Annotated in this window: 14 protein-coding genes, 2 tRNA genes and 2 rRNA genes; 3 read left to right on the forward strand and 15 right to left on the reverse strand. The window is 46.4% G+C overall.

What is annotated here, in order from left to right; translation table 11 throughout:
- Positions 1-121: 121 nt before the first annotated feature.
- The 6 genes from HPL003_RS03660 to HPL003_RS03685 all read right to left on the reverse strand — a co-directional run bounded on the left by HPL003_RS03660 (position 122) and on the right by HPL003_RS03685 (position 3,604).
- Positions 122-197: transfer RNA gene (locus tag HPL003_RS03660), tRNA-Ala, on the reverse strand.
- A 21-nt stretch (positions 198-218) separates the two neighbouring features.
- A tRNA-Ile gene (locus HPL003_RS03665) sits at positions 219-295 on the reverse strand.
- A gap of 38 nt (positions 296-333) precedes the next feature.
- Positions 334-450 (reverse strand): 5S ribosomal RNA (rrf, locus tag HPL003_RS03670).
- Positions 451-568: 118 nt separating this feature from the next.
- Positions 569-2,126 (reverse strand): 16S ribosomal RNA (locus HPL003_RS03675).
- 438 nt (positions 2,127-2,564) lie between these two features.
- Positions 2,565-2,795, reverse strand: coding sequence for a hypothetical protein (locus HPL003_RS03680; RefSeq protein WP_013312131.1), 231 nt, complete (start codon positions 2,793-2,795; stop codon positions 2,565-2,567).
- A 194-nt stretch (positions 2,796-2,989) separates the two neighbouring features.
- Complete coding sequence (locus tag HPL003_RS03685; protein WP_014278289.1) at positions 2,990-3,604, reverse strand: stage II sporulation protein M; 615 nt, start codon at positions 3,602-3,604, stop codon at positions 2,990-2,992.
- A 99-nt stretch (positions 3,605-3,703) separates the two neighbouring features.
- On the opposite strand from HPL003_RS03685, the gene pdaB reads away from it, so the two are divergent.
- Both pdaB and gerD read left to right on the forward strand, forming a co-directional pair.
- Positions 3,704-4,483, forward strand: a complete 780-nt coding sequence (gene pdaB / locus HPL003_RS03690) for a polysaccharide deacetylase family sporulation protein PdaB (RefSeq protein ID WP_014278290.1) — start codon at positions 3,704-3,706, stop codon at positions 4,481-4,483.
- A 106-nt stretch (positions 4,484-4,589) separates the two neighbouring features.
- Entirely contained in the window at positions 4,590-5,342 is a 753-nt protein-coding gene (gerD, locus tag HPL003_RS03695; protein ID WP_014278291.1) for a spore germination lipoprotein GerD, read from the forward strand.
- A gap of 35 nt (positions 5,343-5,377) precedes the next feature.
- On the opposite strand, the gene HPL003_RS03700 is transcribed toward gerD, so the two are convergent.
- From HPL003_RS03700 to HPL003_RS03715, 4 genes are all read right to left on the reverse strand, one after another.
- Entirely contained in the window at positions 5,378-6,484 is a 1,107-nt protein-coding gene (locus tag HPL003_RS03700) for an Mrp/NBP35 family ATP-binding protein (RefSeq protein WP_014278293.1), read from the reverse strand.
- Positions 6,485-6,544: 60 nt separating this feature from the next.
- Entirely contained in the window at positions 6,545-7,318 is a 774-nt protein-coding gene (gene cwlD / locus HPL003_RS03705; RefSeq protein WP_014278294.1) for an N-acetylmuramoyl-L-alanine amidase CwlD, read from the reverse strand.
- Positions 7,319-7,387: 69 nt separating this feature from the next.
- Positions 7,388-8,557 carry a sulfate adenylyltransferase gene (sat, locus tag HPL003_RS03710; RefSeq protein ID WP_014278295.1) on the reverse strand — a complete coding sequence of 390 codons (1,170 nt, stop codon included), beginning with the start codon at positions 8,555-8,557 and terminating at the stop codon, positions 7,388-7,390.
- Positions 8,558-8,608: 51 nt separating this feature from the next.
- The gene (locus HPL003_RS03715; protein WP_014278296.1) at positions 8,609-9,301 is read right to left on the reverse strand and encodes a phosphoadenylyl-sulfate reductase; all 693 of its coding nucleotides are present in this window, start codon (positions 9,299-9,301) and stop codon (positions 8,609-8,611) included.
- A 311-nt stretch (positions 9,302-9,612) separates the two neighbouring features.
- On the opposite strand from HPL003_RS03715, the gene HPL003_RS03720 reads away from it, so the two are divergent.
- On the forward strand, positions 9,613-11,313 hold the full coding sequence (locus tag HPL003_RS03720; RefSeq protein ID WP_014278297.1) for an NAD-dependent malic enzyme: 1,701 nt from the start codon (positions 9,613-9,615) through the stop codon (positions 11,311-11,313).
- Between the two features lie 364 nt (positions 11,314-11,677).
- Here HPL003_RS03720 and rpsI read toward each other — a convergent pair whose 3' ends face one another.
- The 5 genes from rpsI to HPL003_RS03745 all read right to left on the reverse strand — a co-directional run bounded on the left by rpsI (position 11,678) and on the right by HPL003_RS03745 (position 14,992).
- Positions 11,678-12,070: a 30S ribosomal protein S9 gene (rpsI, locus tag HPL003_RS03725; RefSeq protein WP_013312140.1), complete on the reverse strand. Its 393-nt coding sequence runs from the start codon at positions 12,068-12,070 to the stop codon at positions 11,678-11,680.
- Positions 12,071-12,090: 20 nt separating this feature from the next.
- Complete coding sequence (rplM, locus tag HPL003_RS03730) at positions 12,091-12,528, reverse strand: 50S ribosomal protein L13 (protein WP_014278298.1); 438 nt, start codon at positions 12,526-12,528, stop codon at positions 12,091-12,093.
- A gap of 183 nt (positions 12,529-12,711) precedes the next feature.
- Complete coding sequence (gene truA, locus HPL003_RS03735; protein WP_043922295.1) at positions 12,712-13,497, reverse strand: tRNA pseudouridine(38-40) synthase TruA; 786 nt, start codon at positions 13,495-13,497, stop codon at positions 12,712-12,714.
- Between the two features lie 150 nt (positions 13,498-13,647).
- Positions 13,648-14,013, reverse strand: a complete 366-nt coding sequence (gene rplQ / locus HPL003_RS03740) for a 50S ribosomal protein L17 (RefSeq protein ID WP_013312143.1) — start codon at positions 14,011-14,013, stop codon at positions 13,648-13,650.
- A 34-nt stretch (positions 14,014-14,047) separates the two neighbouring features.
- Positions 14,048-14,992 (reverse strand): DNA-directed RNA polymerase subunit alpha, encoded by a 945-nt coding sequence (locus HPL003_RS03745; protein WP_014278300.1) that lies wholly within the window; start codon positions 14,990-14,992, stop codon positions 14,048-14,050.
- Positions 14,993-15,110 lie beyond the last annotated feature (118 nt).

Below are 15,110 nucleotides of genomic sequence, written 5' to 3' on the forward strand. Positions count from 1 at the left end.
TGAAATTCAAAACAGCTACCTTTATTTCACTTGTTTACACAAGATCAGCGTAAAGGAATATTCTAAAACGCAATTTCGTTTCGGTATCCAGTTTTCAAGGTGCAATAATTGTAAATCTTTTTGGTGGAGCCAAGCGGGATCGAACCGCTGACCTCCTGCTTGCAAGGCAGGCGCTCTCCCAGCTGAGCTATGGCCCCAAAAGGTGATATAAAGTTATATGGTGGGCCCTAGTGGACTCGAACCACCGACCTCACCCTTATCAGGGGTGCGCTCTAACCAGCTGAGCTAAGGGCCCATAATAAACCACCAAAGAAATTCTTCTTTAGTGGTTGCGCTTGGCGACGTCCTACTCTCCCAGGACCCTGCGGTCCAAGTACCATCGGCGCTGGAGGGCTTAACGGTCGTGTTCGGGATGGGTACGTGTGGAACCCCTCCGCTATCGCCACCAAACGTTTGAGAGTTTAAGCTCTCAAAACTGAGCAACGAGTGAGTAACAGGCCTAAACCTGAGTTTTGAAGCTTACGCTTCATATTTGAATGTTTCCATTGCAGGAAACGATTCTCCATAGAAAGGAGGTGATCCAGCCGCACCTTCCGATACGGCTACCTTGTTACGACTTCACCCCAATCATCTACCCCACCTTCGGCGGCTGGCTCCCTTGCGGGTTACCCCACCGACTTCGGGTGTTGTAAACTCTCGTGGTGTGACGGGCGGTGTGTACAAGACCCGGGAACGTATTCACCGCGGCATGCTGATCCGCGATTACTAGCAATTCCGACTTCATGCAGGCGAGTTGCAGCCTGCAATCCGAACTGAGACCGGCTTTTCTAGGATTCGCTCCAGATCGCTCTTTCGCTTCCCGTTGTACCGGCCATTGTAGTACGTGTGTAGCCCAGGTCATAAGGGGCATGATGATTTGACGTCATCCCCACCTTCCTCCGGTTTGTCACCGGCAGTCTGCTTAGAGTGCCCAGCTTGACCTGCTGGCAACTAAGCATAAGGGTTGCGCTCGTTGCGGGACTTAACCCAACATCTCACGACACGAGCTGACGACAACCATGCACCACCTGTCTCCTCTGTCCCGAAGGAAAGATCTATCTCTAGACCGATCAGAGGGATGTCAAGACCTGGTAAGGTTCTTCGCGTTGCTTCGAATTAAACCACATACTCCACTGCTTGTGCGGGTCCCCGTCAATTCCTTTGAGTTTCAGTCTTGCGACCGTACTCCCCAGGCGGAATGCTTAATGTGTTAACTTCGGCACCAAGGGTATCGAAACCCCTAACACCTAGCATTCATCGTTTACGGCGTGGACTACCAGGGTATCTAATCCTGTTTGCTCCCCACGCTTTCGCGCCTCAGCGTCAGTTACAGCCCAGAGAGTCGCCTTCGCCACTGGTGTTCCTCCACATATCTACGCATTTCACCGCTACACGTGGAATTCCACTCTCCTCTTCTGCACTCAAGCTCCCCAGTTTCCAGTGCGACCCGAAGTTGAGCCTCGGGATTAAACACCAGACTTAAAGAGCCGCCTGCGCGCGCTTTACGCCCAATAATTCCGGACAACGCTTGCCCCCTACGTATTACCGCGGCTGCTGGCACGTAGTTAGCCGGGGCTTTCTTCTCAGGTACCGTCACTCTTGTAGCAGTTACTCTACAAGACGTTCTTCCCTGGCAACAGAGCTTTACGATCCGAAAACCTTCATCACTCACGCGGCGTTGCTCCGTCAGGCTTTCGCCCATTGCGGAAGATTCCCTACTGCTGCCTCCCGTAGGAGTCTGGGCCGTGTCTCAGTCCCAGTGTGGCCGATCACCCTCTCAGGTCGGCTACGCATCGTCGCCTTGGTAGGCCTTCACCCCACCAACTAGCTAATGCGCCGCAGGCCCATCCATCAGTGACAGATTACTCCGTCTTTCCTCCTCTCCCCATGCAGGGAAAGGATGTATCCGGTATTAGCTACCGTTTCCGGTAGTTATCCCAGTCTGATGGGCAGGTTGCCTACGTGTTACTCACCCGTCCGCCGCTAGGTCATGTTAAAAGCAAGCTTTTAACATAACCCCGCTCGACTTGCATGTATTAGGCACGCCGCCAGCGTTCGTCCTGAGCCAGGATCAAACTCTCCATTAAAGACCAACCGAAATTGGTTTATAGAAAGAGCGATTCGCTCATTTTGAAACTGACGAGATAAAATATCTCTTTTACACTCCGATTCCATACAACCTTGCGGTATGTACCGGAATCTTCGTGATTGATTTTGCGAACAAAATCATTTACTCACTCGTTGTTCAGTTTTCAAAGATCAAACCTACATTATGTCTTGCTTTAGTTCTTACTTTGTTTCATCACCGCGTCTCAGTGGCGACCTTTATAATATATCATTACTTTTTGAGATTTGCAAGAGTTTTTTTAAATTTCTTTTTTTCGAGCAAATTCCTCAAAAAGGAACGAAAGTTAATTTACCATGAATCCTAAATAGAGTCAATACTTATTTTGATATCAGAAAGTATAGACCTTTTAGAGTTAACTTCCTGATATCTCTGAAATTATAGTTGGCTCTTACATCTTTTATTGTTTGGTTTGCGGGACGCGCCCTCTACGGGCATATTTGGATAGTTCCTTGGCGGGTGCAAAGCGGGCATACATGCGGAAAACTGTTTTATACCGAAGCGCTATCGCATAACGAATATCCTGATCCAATCGGGTATCGCTCATATCAAGCAGCATTTCATCCAGTTCCTTACGAAGAACATAATCCAGTTCCTTGCATTCTTTTTCGTTAAACAGCATTCCCAGCATATGACCATACTCCCTTATCAGCTTATTATATAGTGCTTATATTTGCCCAACTATTGTTCCAGTCTTTACCTGTTTTTAAACTCAACTGCTAAGGTTTCAAACCTATTCCGATTTAATTCCATGTTTTCTCTTTGAGCTCTCCCCTTTGTTATGTTCAATTTTCAGGAAAAATATAAATAACCGACCATAATATTTTAATGTGACATTAAACGATACGTTATTCCACTCTCAATTGCAGCTGCAATAAGCAGCAGAACAACAGACCATATAGACACCCTCAACGTTTGTTTCATAAAGAGCTCCCACGTTTGGACAAGCGCTTTTCGTTTTAACCCTATGCCTTTACCAATCGAGGACATCACTTGCCCTCCAAACTTCAACCCGAAAGCACAGGCGATAATTAAAACGGGTAATTCAATCACCCCGTGCGGGAGTAGTCCTTTTACAATAACCTCATATAAGCTTCTGCCCATATCCGCCTGTAAGTGTACGACAAACCCCAAAACCATCCCATTCATAATCAAAAATACAAACGGTACGATTCCAAATAAAGCCCCGATAAATATAACCAGCACACACTTGATCGCATTATTGAAAAAGATGAACACAAAAAAGCTCCATTGAGGATGTTCAGACTGCTGTAAACGCTGAGCCACTTCCCCCAAACCTTCCATTTGTTGAGCCAATATGGATTGAATAGCCCCTGTACTTAGCCACCCCACCACAATACTTATGCAAAACAGAAATGTGGAAACTAAAATCAACCGTCTTGTAGTGTGTAAATCGTGAAGAAATGCTTTTAATCCCATCAGATCAATCCCTCCTGTTAGTCCAATAGCATAATTGACAACCCTAGGCATAGCTTTAAGTAAACAAGCACTTCTATGATGAAAGGGGCGTTATTAACCATGAATTCTTTTTTCTATGTACTGAACGGCAAAAAAATTAAACGGTTCTTTATCGTAGCGGCGGCGGCCATTTTCGCTATTGGGGTTATTTATGTTGAAACCGATAATGTTACTGTTTTTTCCGAGGAAGCACCAGCGGCCATTTATAGTGTACCCACAGACAAAAAGCTGATCGCTCTTACCTTTGACATTAGTTGGGGAGATAAGCGTACTGAACCCATCCTAAAGGTTCTCGAGGACAAAAAAGTGACCAAGTCCACCTTCTTCCTTTCTTCCCCATGGAGTAAAACGCATCCGGAGCTGGTGAATCGGATTAAAGACAGTGGATATGAGATCGGCAGCCATGGACATAAACATGAAAATTACAGCACTCTAAGCGATGAGGACATTCGTAAACAGATTTCAACAGCTCACACCACGTTGACTGAGTTGACCGGACAGACCCCGAAATTGATTCGTATGCCTAATGGTGATTTCGACAAAAGGGTCCTTCAGGTCGCCAGCACTTTAGGCTATAAAACAATCCAGTGGGACACTGATTCTTTGGATTGGAAAAACCCTGGTACTCAGGTCATTATTGACCGTGTCGTGAAGAAAGCACACCCTGGTGACATTGTCCTTCTGCATGCCAGTGATTCCTGTAAACAAACTCATGAAGCGCTACCCGTTATTATCGACAAATTGCGTGCGCAAGGTTATGAATTCGTAACTGTATCCGAGTTGCTTCAGCAGGGCACTGTAAAAGGTAAAGAGGTTCGTGATCAAGCCTTGGGGCTTTAAGGAGTTATTTTACAACGTTCTCAACAAAAAACCAAAAGTCAGGCGACATATTTCACCTCATCCGTTCGCATACTATCCACATTCATGATGAAGGAGGAATACGGCCATGAATTGGACTCGTTTGCGATTAGTCAGCATGATATGCGTACTGGGCGTTGCGCTGACCGGCTGTGGTTCGGACCAGAGCTCCTCGCCTCCCCAGAACAGCTATAAAGAAATGAAAACGATGGTTGTCGATATTTTAAAAAGCGATGACGGGAAAAAAGCAGTGGAGGAGGCTTTGACAGGAGAAAGCAGCTCCTCCAAAGAAGGAAAATCAGGTCAAGACAGCGAAAGCGGTGGATCTGGGGGAGGTTCCAGCGGCGGCGGTATGGGGATGAAAATGATTATGCCCACACAGTCAGCAGAACAGATGAAAATCGCAGTCAAGGATACTTTGGTTTCTCCGGAATACAAAAAGGAAATCGAAAAAATCATGACTGATCCGCGCTTTGCTGGTGAATTTGCCAAGGCCATTAACAGCCAAAGCAAACAACTTCATATGCAACTTATAAAAGACCCTTCTTATCAAAAATCTATTGAGGCAATGCTCAAATCACCGGAACTGACCAAAATGTATATGGACTTGACTAAAACCCCTGAATACCGCAAACAGTCTATGACGGTCATGCACGATGCGATGCAGAATCCGATTTTTCGACTTGAGGTTATGAATTTACTCAAAACTGTCGTACAGGAAGAGCTTCAACCAAAGGTTGAGAAAAAAAGTGGTGATCAGGGCGGAGCAAGCGGTGCAAAACAAGATGGTGGCGGTGGTGGTGGCGGTGAAAGCGGCAGCGGAGGACAAGGAGGTCAATAATAAAAAGGCTGGTTCAGCAACCAGCCTTTTTTTTCTTATTCAGATTCGGCGTGCAACGTCGTAATTTGAGTGGCGATATCGTTGTAGATAGCTCCCGTTGCCGATTCGGATTTATATACAGATGGTGAAAAATCCACCTCTGACGGATGATTATCCGGAATACCCAGCGGAATTTGCGCCAGCAATTTTGTATGAAGGGTATCAGCCAGCATAGCCCCGCCCCCTCGGCCGAAAACATAGTCCTTCTCTCCGGTAGAGGATACATAATAGGACATGTTCTCCACAACGCCAATGACCTTATGATCCGTTTGGAGCGCCATTGCTCCTGCACGTGCGGCCACAAAGGCTGCCGTCGCATGAGGGGTAGTCACAATAATTTCTTCACTCTGGGGGATCATCTGGTGTACATCAAGCGCTACATCCCCGGTTCCCGGTGGTAAATCAAGAATCATATAGTCCAGCTTGCCCCATTCCACATCGCTAAAAAACTGTCTGAGCATTCTTCCCAGCATGGGACCTCTCCAAATCACGGGGTTGTTCTCCCTAACAAAAAAGCCCATAGACATAATCTTGATGCCAAATCGCTCCACCGGCTGAATAATACCTTCTTCTACGGTAGGAATGTCCTCGGCTCCGATCATATCCGGCACGCTAAATCCATAAATGTCGGCATCAATCAAACCCACTCGTTTGCCCTGTCTAGCCAAAGCAGCCGCTAAATTCACAGCCACCGTCGATTTTCCGACACCGCCTTTTCCGCTGGCAATGGCAATAAAACGTACGCCAGATGCTGGATTCAGCAGCTCATGTTTTTCCATACCAGCAGCATGTCCCTTGGTCAAAACCGGGTCAACCGCTTCCTCCGCATTCTCTCCCGTCTGAATGGCGGATCTTTCATGCTCAGACGCTTCACGAATACGAATATGAATATGATTCAGTCCCGCTTCTTCCAGCGTCTGTCTGATTTCCCTTTCCAGCTCTGCCCGTGCCCCTTCCTCCGGATTTAGACTAATCGCGGTCAAGGATACACGATCCTCTTTAATAACAACATCCCGAATAAAATGAAGATCGACCAAACGATGACCCGTGTGAGGCTCTCGTATCTGTTGAAGTAGCTCTATAACTTGCTCTCTGGATTGCATGAATAATCAGCACCTCTGCTCCAATGAATTTACGTAGTTGTAAACAGTTACAGTATACCACTATCTGACCTCAGGTGCTGATGCCCCCTTTTCCCCAGCGCTATAACGCAATACTCCCTTATATATTGCTGCCGCCACCTGTCTTTGATAGGTCTCGTCACTCAGTCGTCTGGCTTCCTCTGGATGGGATAAAAAGCCGACTTCTACGAGGGCTGATGGCATTTTGAGGGCCTTGAGCAAATATACCGTATTTACCGTCTTGGCCACTCTGTCTGTGTTCTCCAGGTTGCGTTTAATCTCCTCCTGAATGAGGGAGGCCAAATTTTCGTTATCCGCATGATTGGGGACGTAAAAGGTTTGGGCTCCACTCCAGCGACTCGACGGGATGCTGTTCATATGAATGCTTAAAAAGAGGTCCGCTTTATGCTCCTCAATCATGCGTACACGCTGCTTCAGGTCCTCCGTTTTTCTTCTCGCATAACCCTTGGTTTCTTGCTGTGCCAAATCACGGTCAGCCTCCCGGGTCATGACGACAATGGCTCCTGCTTGTTGCAAATAATCCCGCAAATAAAAGGCAATCGCCAGATTGATGTCTTTCTCAATGACACCTTCTTTGCTGACAGCCCCTCCATCGGGCCCTCCATGTCCTGCATCTATGGCAATTACTTTACCGGTAAGCGGAAGATGCCAATGGGTCCAGGCTCTCGATGCAGGTATCTCATATAGAGCCAGTGTGATAAACAGAACGACGAGACAGCAGCCCAGCAGTATTTTTTTCAGCGTCCGATAGCGAATCCACAGTGTAACCTGGTGTTTATGATTATTTTTTTGCATAACAAAACGCCTCCGTCCCTATACAGATACTAATGATCTATATGGGACGAGGCATGTAAATAGTACAACTCAGGAATGAACAAATTCTTTCATGCCCTCTATCAGCACCTGAGCGACTTCCGGTCGTGTAAATTCAGGCGGCGGGCAAACCCCCGAACGTAACAATTCTCGCACTTTGGTGCCTGAAAGCGTCAAATGATGCTCCTTGGGATGAGGGCATGTTTTGCTAGAGGCCATATTTCCACATCGGGTACAATAAAAGCTGTGTTCGAAGAACAACGGGGTGATCTCCAGTTCCTCAGGTGTGAAGTCTCTGAAAATGTCTTGGGCTTCGTACGTGCCGTAATAGTCTCCTACACCCGCATGATCCCTTCCTACAATAAAATGGGTACAGCCGTAGTTCTTCCGTACAATGGCATGAAAAATAGCCTCTCTCGGACCAGCATATCGCATGGCAGCAGGAAACACTCCCAGAAAAGTACGGTCAGCCGGATAATAGTTGTCGAGCAGCACCAGATAGCTCTTCATCCGCACATCTGCAGGAACGTCATCTGACTTGGTTTCACCAACGAGCGGATTCAGAAATAACGCATCAACAATCTCCATTGCGCTTTTTTGGATGTACTCATGCGCCCGGTGTACGGGATTACGCGTTTGGAATCCCACGACTGTTTTCCAGCCTTTTTCAGTAAAATGATTGCGCGTCTGCGCCGGTGTGAAATAAAACTCACCAAATTGCGCGGGTTCTGGCCGATTCAATACCTGTATAGATCCCCCTACATAAGTAGCTGGTCGCTCCAAAAGTTTTTTGACACCAGGATGCGCCGGATCATTCGTCTTGAATACTCGTCTGGCTTCCTCTGCCTGATCAACCTGATATATACTCTCAATATCAAGTACAGCATATATGGTACCGTCCGTTTCGCCCACTAGAGCGACCTGCTGACCCAATGTCAGTTCCCCGGCTATGCTCTCCGTAACCGCAAGCGTAATAGGGATACTCCAGACTGTGCCATCGGCAAGACGCATATCCGCTACCACCGACCGATAGTCGGCTTTGTTCATAAACCCTGTCAGTGGAGAAAATGCCCCCACTCCAATCAAGTCCAGATCGGAAATAGTCCACGAATTTACACGGATATGAAACAATTCACGGGCGGCTTGCAAAAGTGTTTTTTGCTCTGAGCCTCTAATGATTCTATCTATAAGCGTTCCACCATGCGGAAGAATTGCAGTCATAATGTACTTCCTTTCTGTTCATAAATGCCATTTACAGCTAATTGTGTATCGCTATTGATGGAGTCCACACTCCGTTTTCTCATTGCCTGACCAGCGTCCAGCACGAGGATCTTCGCCCGGAAGGACTTGACGCGTGCATTGCTCACAACCGATGCTGGGATAGTTACGATCATGTAGCGGATTATACAGCACTTCATGCGTATGAATATAGTTCCACACGTCCTCAGATGTCCAGCTTGCCAACGGGTTGAATTTAACGAGACCGAACTTCTCGTCATACTCTATCTTTTTTGCATTTGCACGGGTAGGAGCCTGATCACGGCGAATGCCAGTAATCCATGCATCGTATTGCGATAAAATACGTGTCAGCGGCTCTACTTTACGTATACCACAGCATGTGTTGGGATCTGATTTCCAAAGCTCTTCCCCGTGCTTAGCCGCTTGCTCTTCCGGAGTAATTAAGGGAGATACCCGCACAAAATCCATGTTGTATTTTTCCTTCATCTGATCACGCGTATCGTAAGTTTCTTGAAAATGAAAGTCAGTGTCCAAATAAAAAACATCACTGGAGGGACTAATTTTTTGCAGTATATCTACAAGTACTACATCCTCCGCCCCAAAGCTACAAGCAAAGGTTAGATTGGGGAATGTATGAACAGCATACTGAATAATTTCCTCAGGCGTCGCCTCTTCCAGCTCAATTGCCTTAACCTTAATCAATGCTTCTTTCTCCAATAAGTTCATTATTACTGCGCCTCCGTCTGAAGATTCATAAATAAGTACCATGTTCCCAAAACCGACTAAACTAATAAGAATAAATAAAGTATAAAACTTTCATATTCATTGTCAATCCACAATAATGTACTCTGAGATAATCATTTTTCAGCCTGAAATTAGCAGGATCGTTGTTCTGTCAGCATTCTATAACCCTATCCTTCGTATCCAACCAAGTTCATTGACTTTATATAAAATATTCTTATACAATACATTTGGAAATCATCCTAAAGTTACTTGGTAACTAAAAGTAATTAGTCAAAGAAAGAAGGTTCGCTTGAATGGAAGCATTTTACGTCAACGAAGACGGTTCGCTCGCTACTCCGCTCAAAGGAAAAGATGTACTCGCCAATCCGCTTTTAAACAAGGGTGTCGCCTTTACACCGAATGAACGGAAGGAGTTGGGGCTTGAAGGTATACTGCCTCCGACGGTCCTGACTTTGGAAGAGCAGGCCGAACGTGCGTACAAGCAGTTTCTCGCTCAACCAACCATGCTGCGTAAGAATGCTTCGCTGAATGACTTGTATCATCGGAATGTGGTCTTATACTATCGTCTGCTTACGGATCACCTTAGCGAAATGCTTCCGATCGTCTACACACCGACCGTAGGTCAGGCTATTCAGGAATACAGCCATGAGTATCACCGTCCCGGTGGGGTATATCTTTCCATTAATAATGTGGACGGCATCGCACAGGCTTTTGCCAATACGCAATTGAGCGCTGACGATGTAGACTTAATCGTGGTTACTGACTCCGAAAGCATACTTGGTATCGGGGATTGGGGTGTGGGAGGCATTAACATCGCCATAGGTAAATTAGCGGTATATACAGCGGCAGCTGGTATTAATCCGGGGCGTGTGCTACCTGTCGTTTTGGATGTCGGAACGAACAATGAAAAACTGCTACAAGACCCTCTCTACATCGGTAATCGACAACAGCGGGTGCGTGGAGAGCAGTATGACCGTTTTATTGATGCGTTTGTACAGCATACATTGCGACAGTTCCCGAAGGCACTTCTTCATTGGGAGGATATGGGCAGTGTTAACGCCCGCAATATTATGGAAAAGTACGGTGAACATATTCTCACATTTAATGACGACATACAAGGAACAGGTGCGGTTACATTAGCAGCTGTTATTTCCGCGTTAAAGGTGACGGAAATTTCATTACAAGAACAGCGTATTCTTATCTTCGGCCCAGGCGCCGCTGGGATTGGAAATGCAGACCAGATTCGAGATGCTATGATGAAGCTAGGACTATCTGAGGAGGAAAGCAGCCAACGTTTTTGGGCTTATGATTACCGCGGCCTTTTAACCGAGGGGATGGAGAATATATTCGATTTTCAGAAACCCTATTTGCGTTCCGAAGACGAAGTACGTTCGTGGGCGCGATCAGATGACGGTAAAATCTCTCTGCTTGAGGTCATTCGTCAGATTAAGCCTACTATACTGATCGGCACCTCAGGTGTCCACGGTGCTTTCTCTGAGGAAATTATAAACGAAATGGCTGCCCACGTTGATCGGCCTATCATTATGCCTATGTCTAACCCTACAGCACTCGCAGAGGCGATTCCTGAGGATCTAATCCGCTGGACAGAAGGTAGGGCGCTTATCGCTACTGGGAGCCCCTTTGAGCCTGTCACCTATGAAGGTATAGTTTATGAGATTGGACAATCGAACAATGCATTTGTCTTCCCTGGATTGGGGCTTGGCGCGATTGCAGTACAGGCCAAGACGATTACCGGAGGTATGTTTACCGCCGCTGCAAATGCTGTCGCCGAGATGGTGGACAGTACTAAGCCCGGAAGCGCCCTTCTCCCCAGTGTACACAAGCTGAAAGATGTATCCTTTGCCGTAGCCGTAGCTGTGGCCAAAGCAGCTATACAGGACGGCACAGCCAGTGTCCAGCCGGATCATATTGAGCAGACACTTCGTGAAATCATGTGGAAACCGAACTATCGACGTGTATCCGCGCTGAGCTAAGGAGATTGCACGGAAGTACGTTGAGTATTCACTGCGTATCATATTTAGTCACAGGTTATGAACACAACTGGGTAAACTGAATTGAATAGACAAATGCGATTGTGCATAACATAACTGCCTTTGATTACAATGTGGACAACTTCGAGTGTTCCTTGCAATCAAGGCGGTTATTTTTGTGTCCATACGGCTTTAAAGTTCACTCCTACACTTTGCTGTCTGGTTACTTTCCGGGTTAAAGATGAATTAAACGTTCTAGTTAGGTTAGCTGTAGCACTTATCCACATGTGGATATTTTTAAGAAATTATTTAAAGCAGTAAAAAAGAACCCTTTCCATAAGGAAAGGGTTCTTCTGTATCCAAAATATTAACGTTTCGAGAACTGTGGTGCACGACGAGCGGCTTTGAGACCGTATTTTTTACGTTCTTTCATACGTGGGTCACGAGTCAGGAATCCTGCTTTTTTCAAAGCTGGACGGAATTCCGGATCTGCTTTCAGCAGAGCACGGGAAATACCGTGGCGGATTGCGCCCGCTTGACCAGAGATACCACCACCATGAGCGATAACGAGTACGTCATAGCTACCTACTGTTTCAGTCAGGTTCAATGGTTGTTTTACGATCAGTTTGAGTGTTTCCAAACCGAAATATTCATTAATGTCACGCTTGTTGATGACAATGCGTCCTTCACCCGGTACGAGACGAACACGAGCTACCGAATGTTTACGACGACCTGTCCCATAGTATTGTACTTGTGCCATGAAACTGTCCTCCCTTTTAATTATCCGCGAAGTTCGTAAACTTCAGGTTTTTGTGCTGCATGTGGATGCTCTGCGCCTTTGTAAGCTTTAAGTCTCAGCTTCATTTTCTCGCCTTGACGAGTTTTAGGAAGCATACCGTGAACAGCCAACTCCAGCATACGCTCAGGCTTGTTCTTAACCATGTCTTGTGCAACCGTTACTTTCAGACCACCCGGATGCAGGGAGTGACGATAGTATTTCTTTTTCTCCATTTTCTTACCAGTCAATACGATTTTCTCCGCATTGATTACAACAACAAAATCACCTGTGTCCACATGTGGTGTAAACTGTGGCTTGTGTTTGCCGCGAATCAACGCAGCCGCTTCGCTTGCCAGACGGCCGAGCGTTTTGCCTTCGGCATCAATGATGTGCCAGTTGCGCTCAACTTCATTTGGCTTCGCCATATACGTAGTACGCATGAAAAGTTTCCTCCTTAAGTTCGTTAACAGAAATCATCATTTATCTTCGTTCGTTAAGTTGCTGCATTATTGATGGATTAGATGTTGCTTGAAAGTGATCGTCTTAATTGGGGCTGTGGGAAAGCCATTAAGAAAACACAACTTTTATATTACAGGATAACCATCAATTCTGCAAGGGTAAAATCAATGTTTTTTGATGTTTTCGTCGTACTCCACATTCCAGAGGGTCAAAGCATGTCCAACAGCCGTAGGACCAGCCTTTGAACGATTTTTGGCTTCTAAAATGGAAGGAATATCATCCGCCGATTTTTTGCCTTCTCCCACTTCCAGCAAAGTTCCCATAATGATCCGAACCATGTGCTGTAAAAATCCGCTGCCTGTAATATAAGTATGAATAATTCCCTGATCATCCGAACCCGGACGTGAAAAAGAATGGTCTACCGTCATAAAGGCTTCGTAAATTGTGCGAATATGATTTGTTTTCTGGGAACGTCGGGATGCGAACGATGTATAGTCAAAAGTGCCAATTAAATGGCCCAGCCCTTCCTCCATCGCTCGTATATCCAAACTCGTCGGGTGATGTGCCTGTGTACGACGGTGAAAGATGTCCGGAAATCGGTTCGCATTAATGCTGTACCGATACGTCTTCCGCTTCGCCATACGGCGTGCATGAAAGGACAACGGCACCTCTCTCGCATCTGTAACGATGATATCACGAGGCAGCCAGGCATTGAGAGCCAGACACCAGCGCTGTATAGGAATCGGTGATTCAGTATGAAAATTGAACACCTGCCCATATGCATGTACACCTGCGTCTGTGCGGCCTGAGCCTGTGATTTTAAGACGTTCGCCCGTCAATGAGTAGATAGCATTTTCAAGATAGTCCTGAATGGTATTACCATTGGGCTGCGTCTGAAAGCCATCATAGCGGGTTCCGTCATAGTTCACCTTCATGCACAAGTTCCGCATGTTTCTCACACCTTTGCAGGGGTATTCACTGGCCTTATAAGGAATAACCGAACATAACAAAGGAGAAGCCCCTCAGGACTCCTCCAAGAGAAAAAAAGGGCTGTTCAGAATCAAGCCGATTCTGTCCACCCTTCCCTCATCTTCGCCTGTTTACGCGCGGTCAACCAGTTCCAGATATACCATTGGAGCGGCATCGCCACGACGAGGTCCCAATTTCAGGATACGAGTGTATCCACCTGGACGCTCAGTGTAACGTGTAGCCAATTCGCTAAACAGCTTTTGGATTGCATCCTGCTCACCATCCAAAGTTTCACGGCGAACGAACGCAGCCACTTGACGGCGTGCGTGCAGATCTCCTTTTTTCGCTTTAGTGATCAGTTTTTCAGCAATAGAACGAACTTCTTTCGCTTTAGCCTCAGTAGTTTGGATACGCTCGTACAAGAACAAATCGGTTACCAAATCACGAAACAAAGCTTTACGGGCACTGGAGTTGCGGCCCAATTTTTGGTATGCCATGTAGTTTCCCCTCCTTCACAAAAACGTTGCTGTACTATTCTTCCGTACGAAGTCCTAAACCAAGTTCCTCGAGCTTCTCTTGTACTTCTTCCAAAGATTTGCGGCCCAGGTTGCGGACCTTCATCATATCTTCTTCAGATTTAGTAGTGAGTTCTTGTACCGTATTGATACCAGCGCGCTTAAGGCAGTTATAGGAACGGACGGAGAGATCCAGCTCTTCGATCGTCATTTCAAGAACTTTTTCTTTCTTGTCTTCTTCTTTTTCGACCATAATTTCCGCATCTTTTGCTTCGTCAGTTAGTCCCACGAACAACATCACATGCTCGGTCAAAATTTTTGCTCCAAGGCTTACTGCTTCCTCAGGGCGAATACTTCCGTCAGTCCAAACCTCAAGTGTCAGCTTGTCATAATTCGTAACCTGGCCGACACGCGTATTTTCTATGCCGTAGTTCACGCGTGAAATCGGAGTGTAGATGGAGTCGACGGGAATGACGCCGATCGGCTGGTCATCACGTTTATTCCGATCCTGCTTAACGTAACCGCGACCGCGATTGGCGAAAATACGCATGTGAAGTCTCGAACCCGGTCCGAGCGTAGCAATGTGAAGATCCGGATTAAGAATTTCCACATCACTGTCCGCACGGATATCTCCTGCCGTTACAACTCCTTCGCCTTCCGCATCGATTTCGAGTACCTTCTCTTCATCCGAGTGGATTTTAAGCGATAAAGCTTTCAGGTTCAGTATGATCTCCGTTACGTCTTCCTTCACACCGGGAACCGTTGCAAATTCGTGCAAAACTCCATCGATCTGAACCGATGTGACTGCTGCCCCCGGTAACGAGGATAACAGAATACGGCGAAGCGAGTTTCCCAGCGTCGTACCGTACCCGCGTTCCAGCGGTTCTACTACGAATTTTCCATAGGTGCCATCATCATTGACGTCTACCGTCTCAATTTTCGGCTTTTCGATTTCTATCACTGCAATATCCCTCCTTCAAAACGTCGCTCCTATATGAAACATTCACCTTATCCATAGTCTATCATGCAGTATGCCTAAACATCCATTCTTGGCAGATTGTGCCGGATTTATACTACAC

This window comes from Paenibacillus terrae HPL-003 (genome assembly GCF_000235585.1).
Lineage (GTDB): Bacteria > Bacillota > Bacilli > Paenibacillales > Paenibacillaceae > Paenibacillus > Paenibacillus terrae_B.

Coding starts and splice junctions, on each gene's coding strand:
- gerD (WP_014278291.1), top strand. CDS start 4,590: ATGAATTGGACTCGTTTGCGATTAGTCAGCATGATATGCGTACTGGGC.
- HPL003_RS03720 (WP_014278297.1), top strand. CDS start 9,613: ATGGAAGCATTTTACGTCAACGAAGACGGTTCGCTCGCTACTCCGCTC.
- HPL003_RS03700 (WP_014278293.1), bottom strand. CDS start 6,484: ATGCAATCCAGAGAGCAAGTTATAGAGCTACTTCAACAGATACGAGAG.
- HPL003_RS03680 (WP_013312131.1), bottom strand. CDS start 2,795: ATGCTGGGAATGCTGTTTAACGAAAAAGAATGCAAGGAACTGGATTAT.
- pdaB (WP_014278290.1), top strand. CDS start 3,704: ATGAATTCTTTTTTCTATGTACTGAACGGCAAAAAAATTAAACGGTTC.
- HPL003_RS03685 (WP_014278289.1), bottom strand. CDS start 3,604: ATGGGATTAAAAGCATTTCTTCACGATTTACACACTACAAGACGGTTG.
- rpsI (WP_013312140.1), bottom strand. CDS start 12,070: ATGGCACAAGTACAATACTATGGGACAGGTCGTCGTAAACATTCGGTA.
- sat (WP_014278295.1), bottom strand. CDS start 8,557: ATGACTGCAATTCTTCCGCATGGTGGAACGCTTATAGATAGAATCATT.
- cwlD (WP_014278294.1), bottom strand. CDS start 7,318: ATGCAAAAAAATAATCATAAACACCAGGTTACACTGTGGATTCGCTAT.
- truA (WP_043922295.1), bottom strand. CDS start 13,497: ATGCGGAACTTGTGCATGAAGGTGAACTATGACGGAACCCGCTATGAT.
- HPL003_RS03715 (WP_014278296.1), bottom strand. CDS start 9,301: ATGAACTTATTGGAGAAAGAAGCATTGATTAAGGTTAAGGCAATTGAG.
- rplQ (WP_013312143.1), bottom strand. CDS start 14,013: ATGGCATACCAAAAATTGGGCCGCAACTCCAGTGCCCGTAAAGCTTTG.
- rplM (WP_014278298.1), bottom strand. CDS start 12,528: ATGCGTACTACGTATATGGCGAAGCCAAATGAAGTTGAGCGCAACTGG.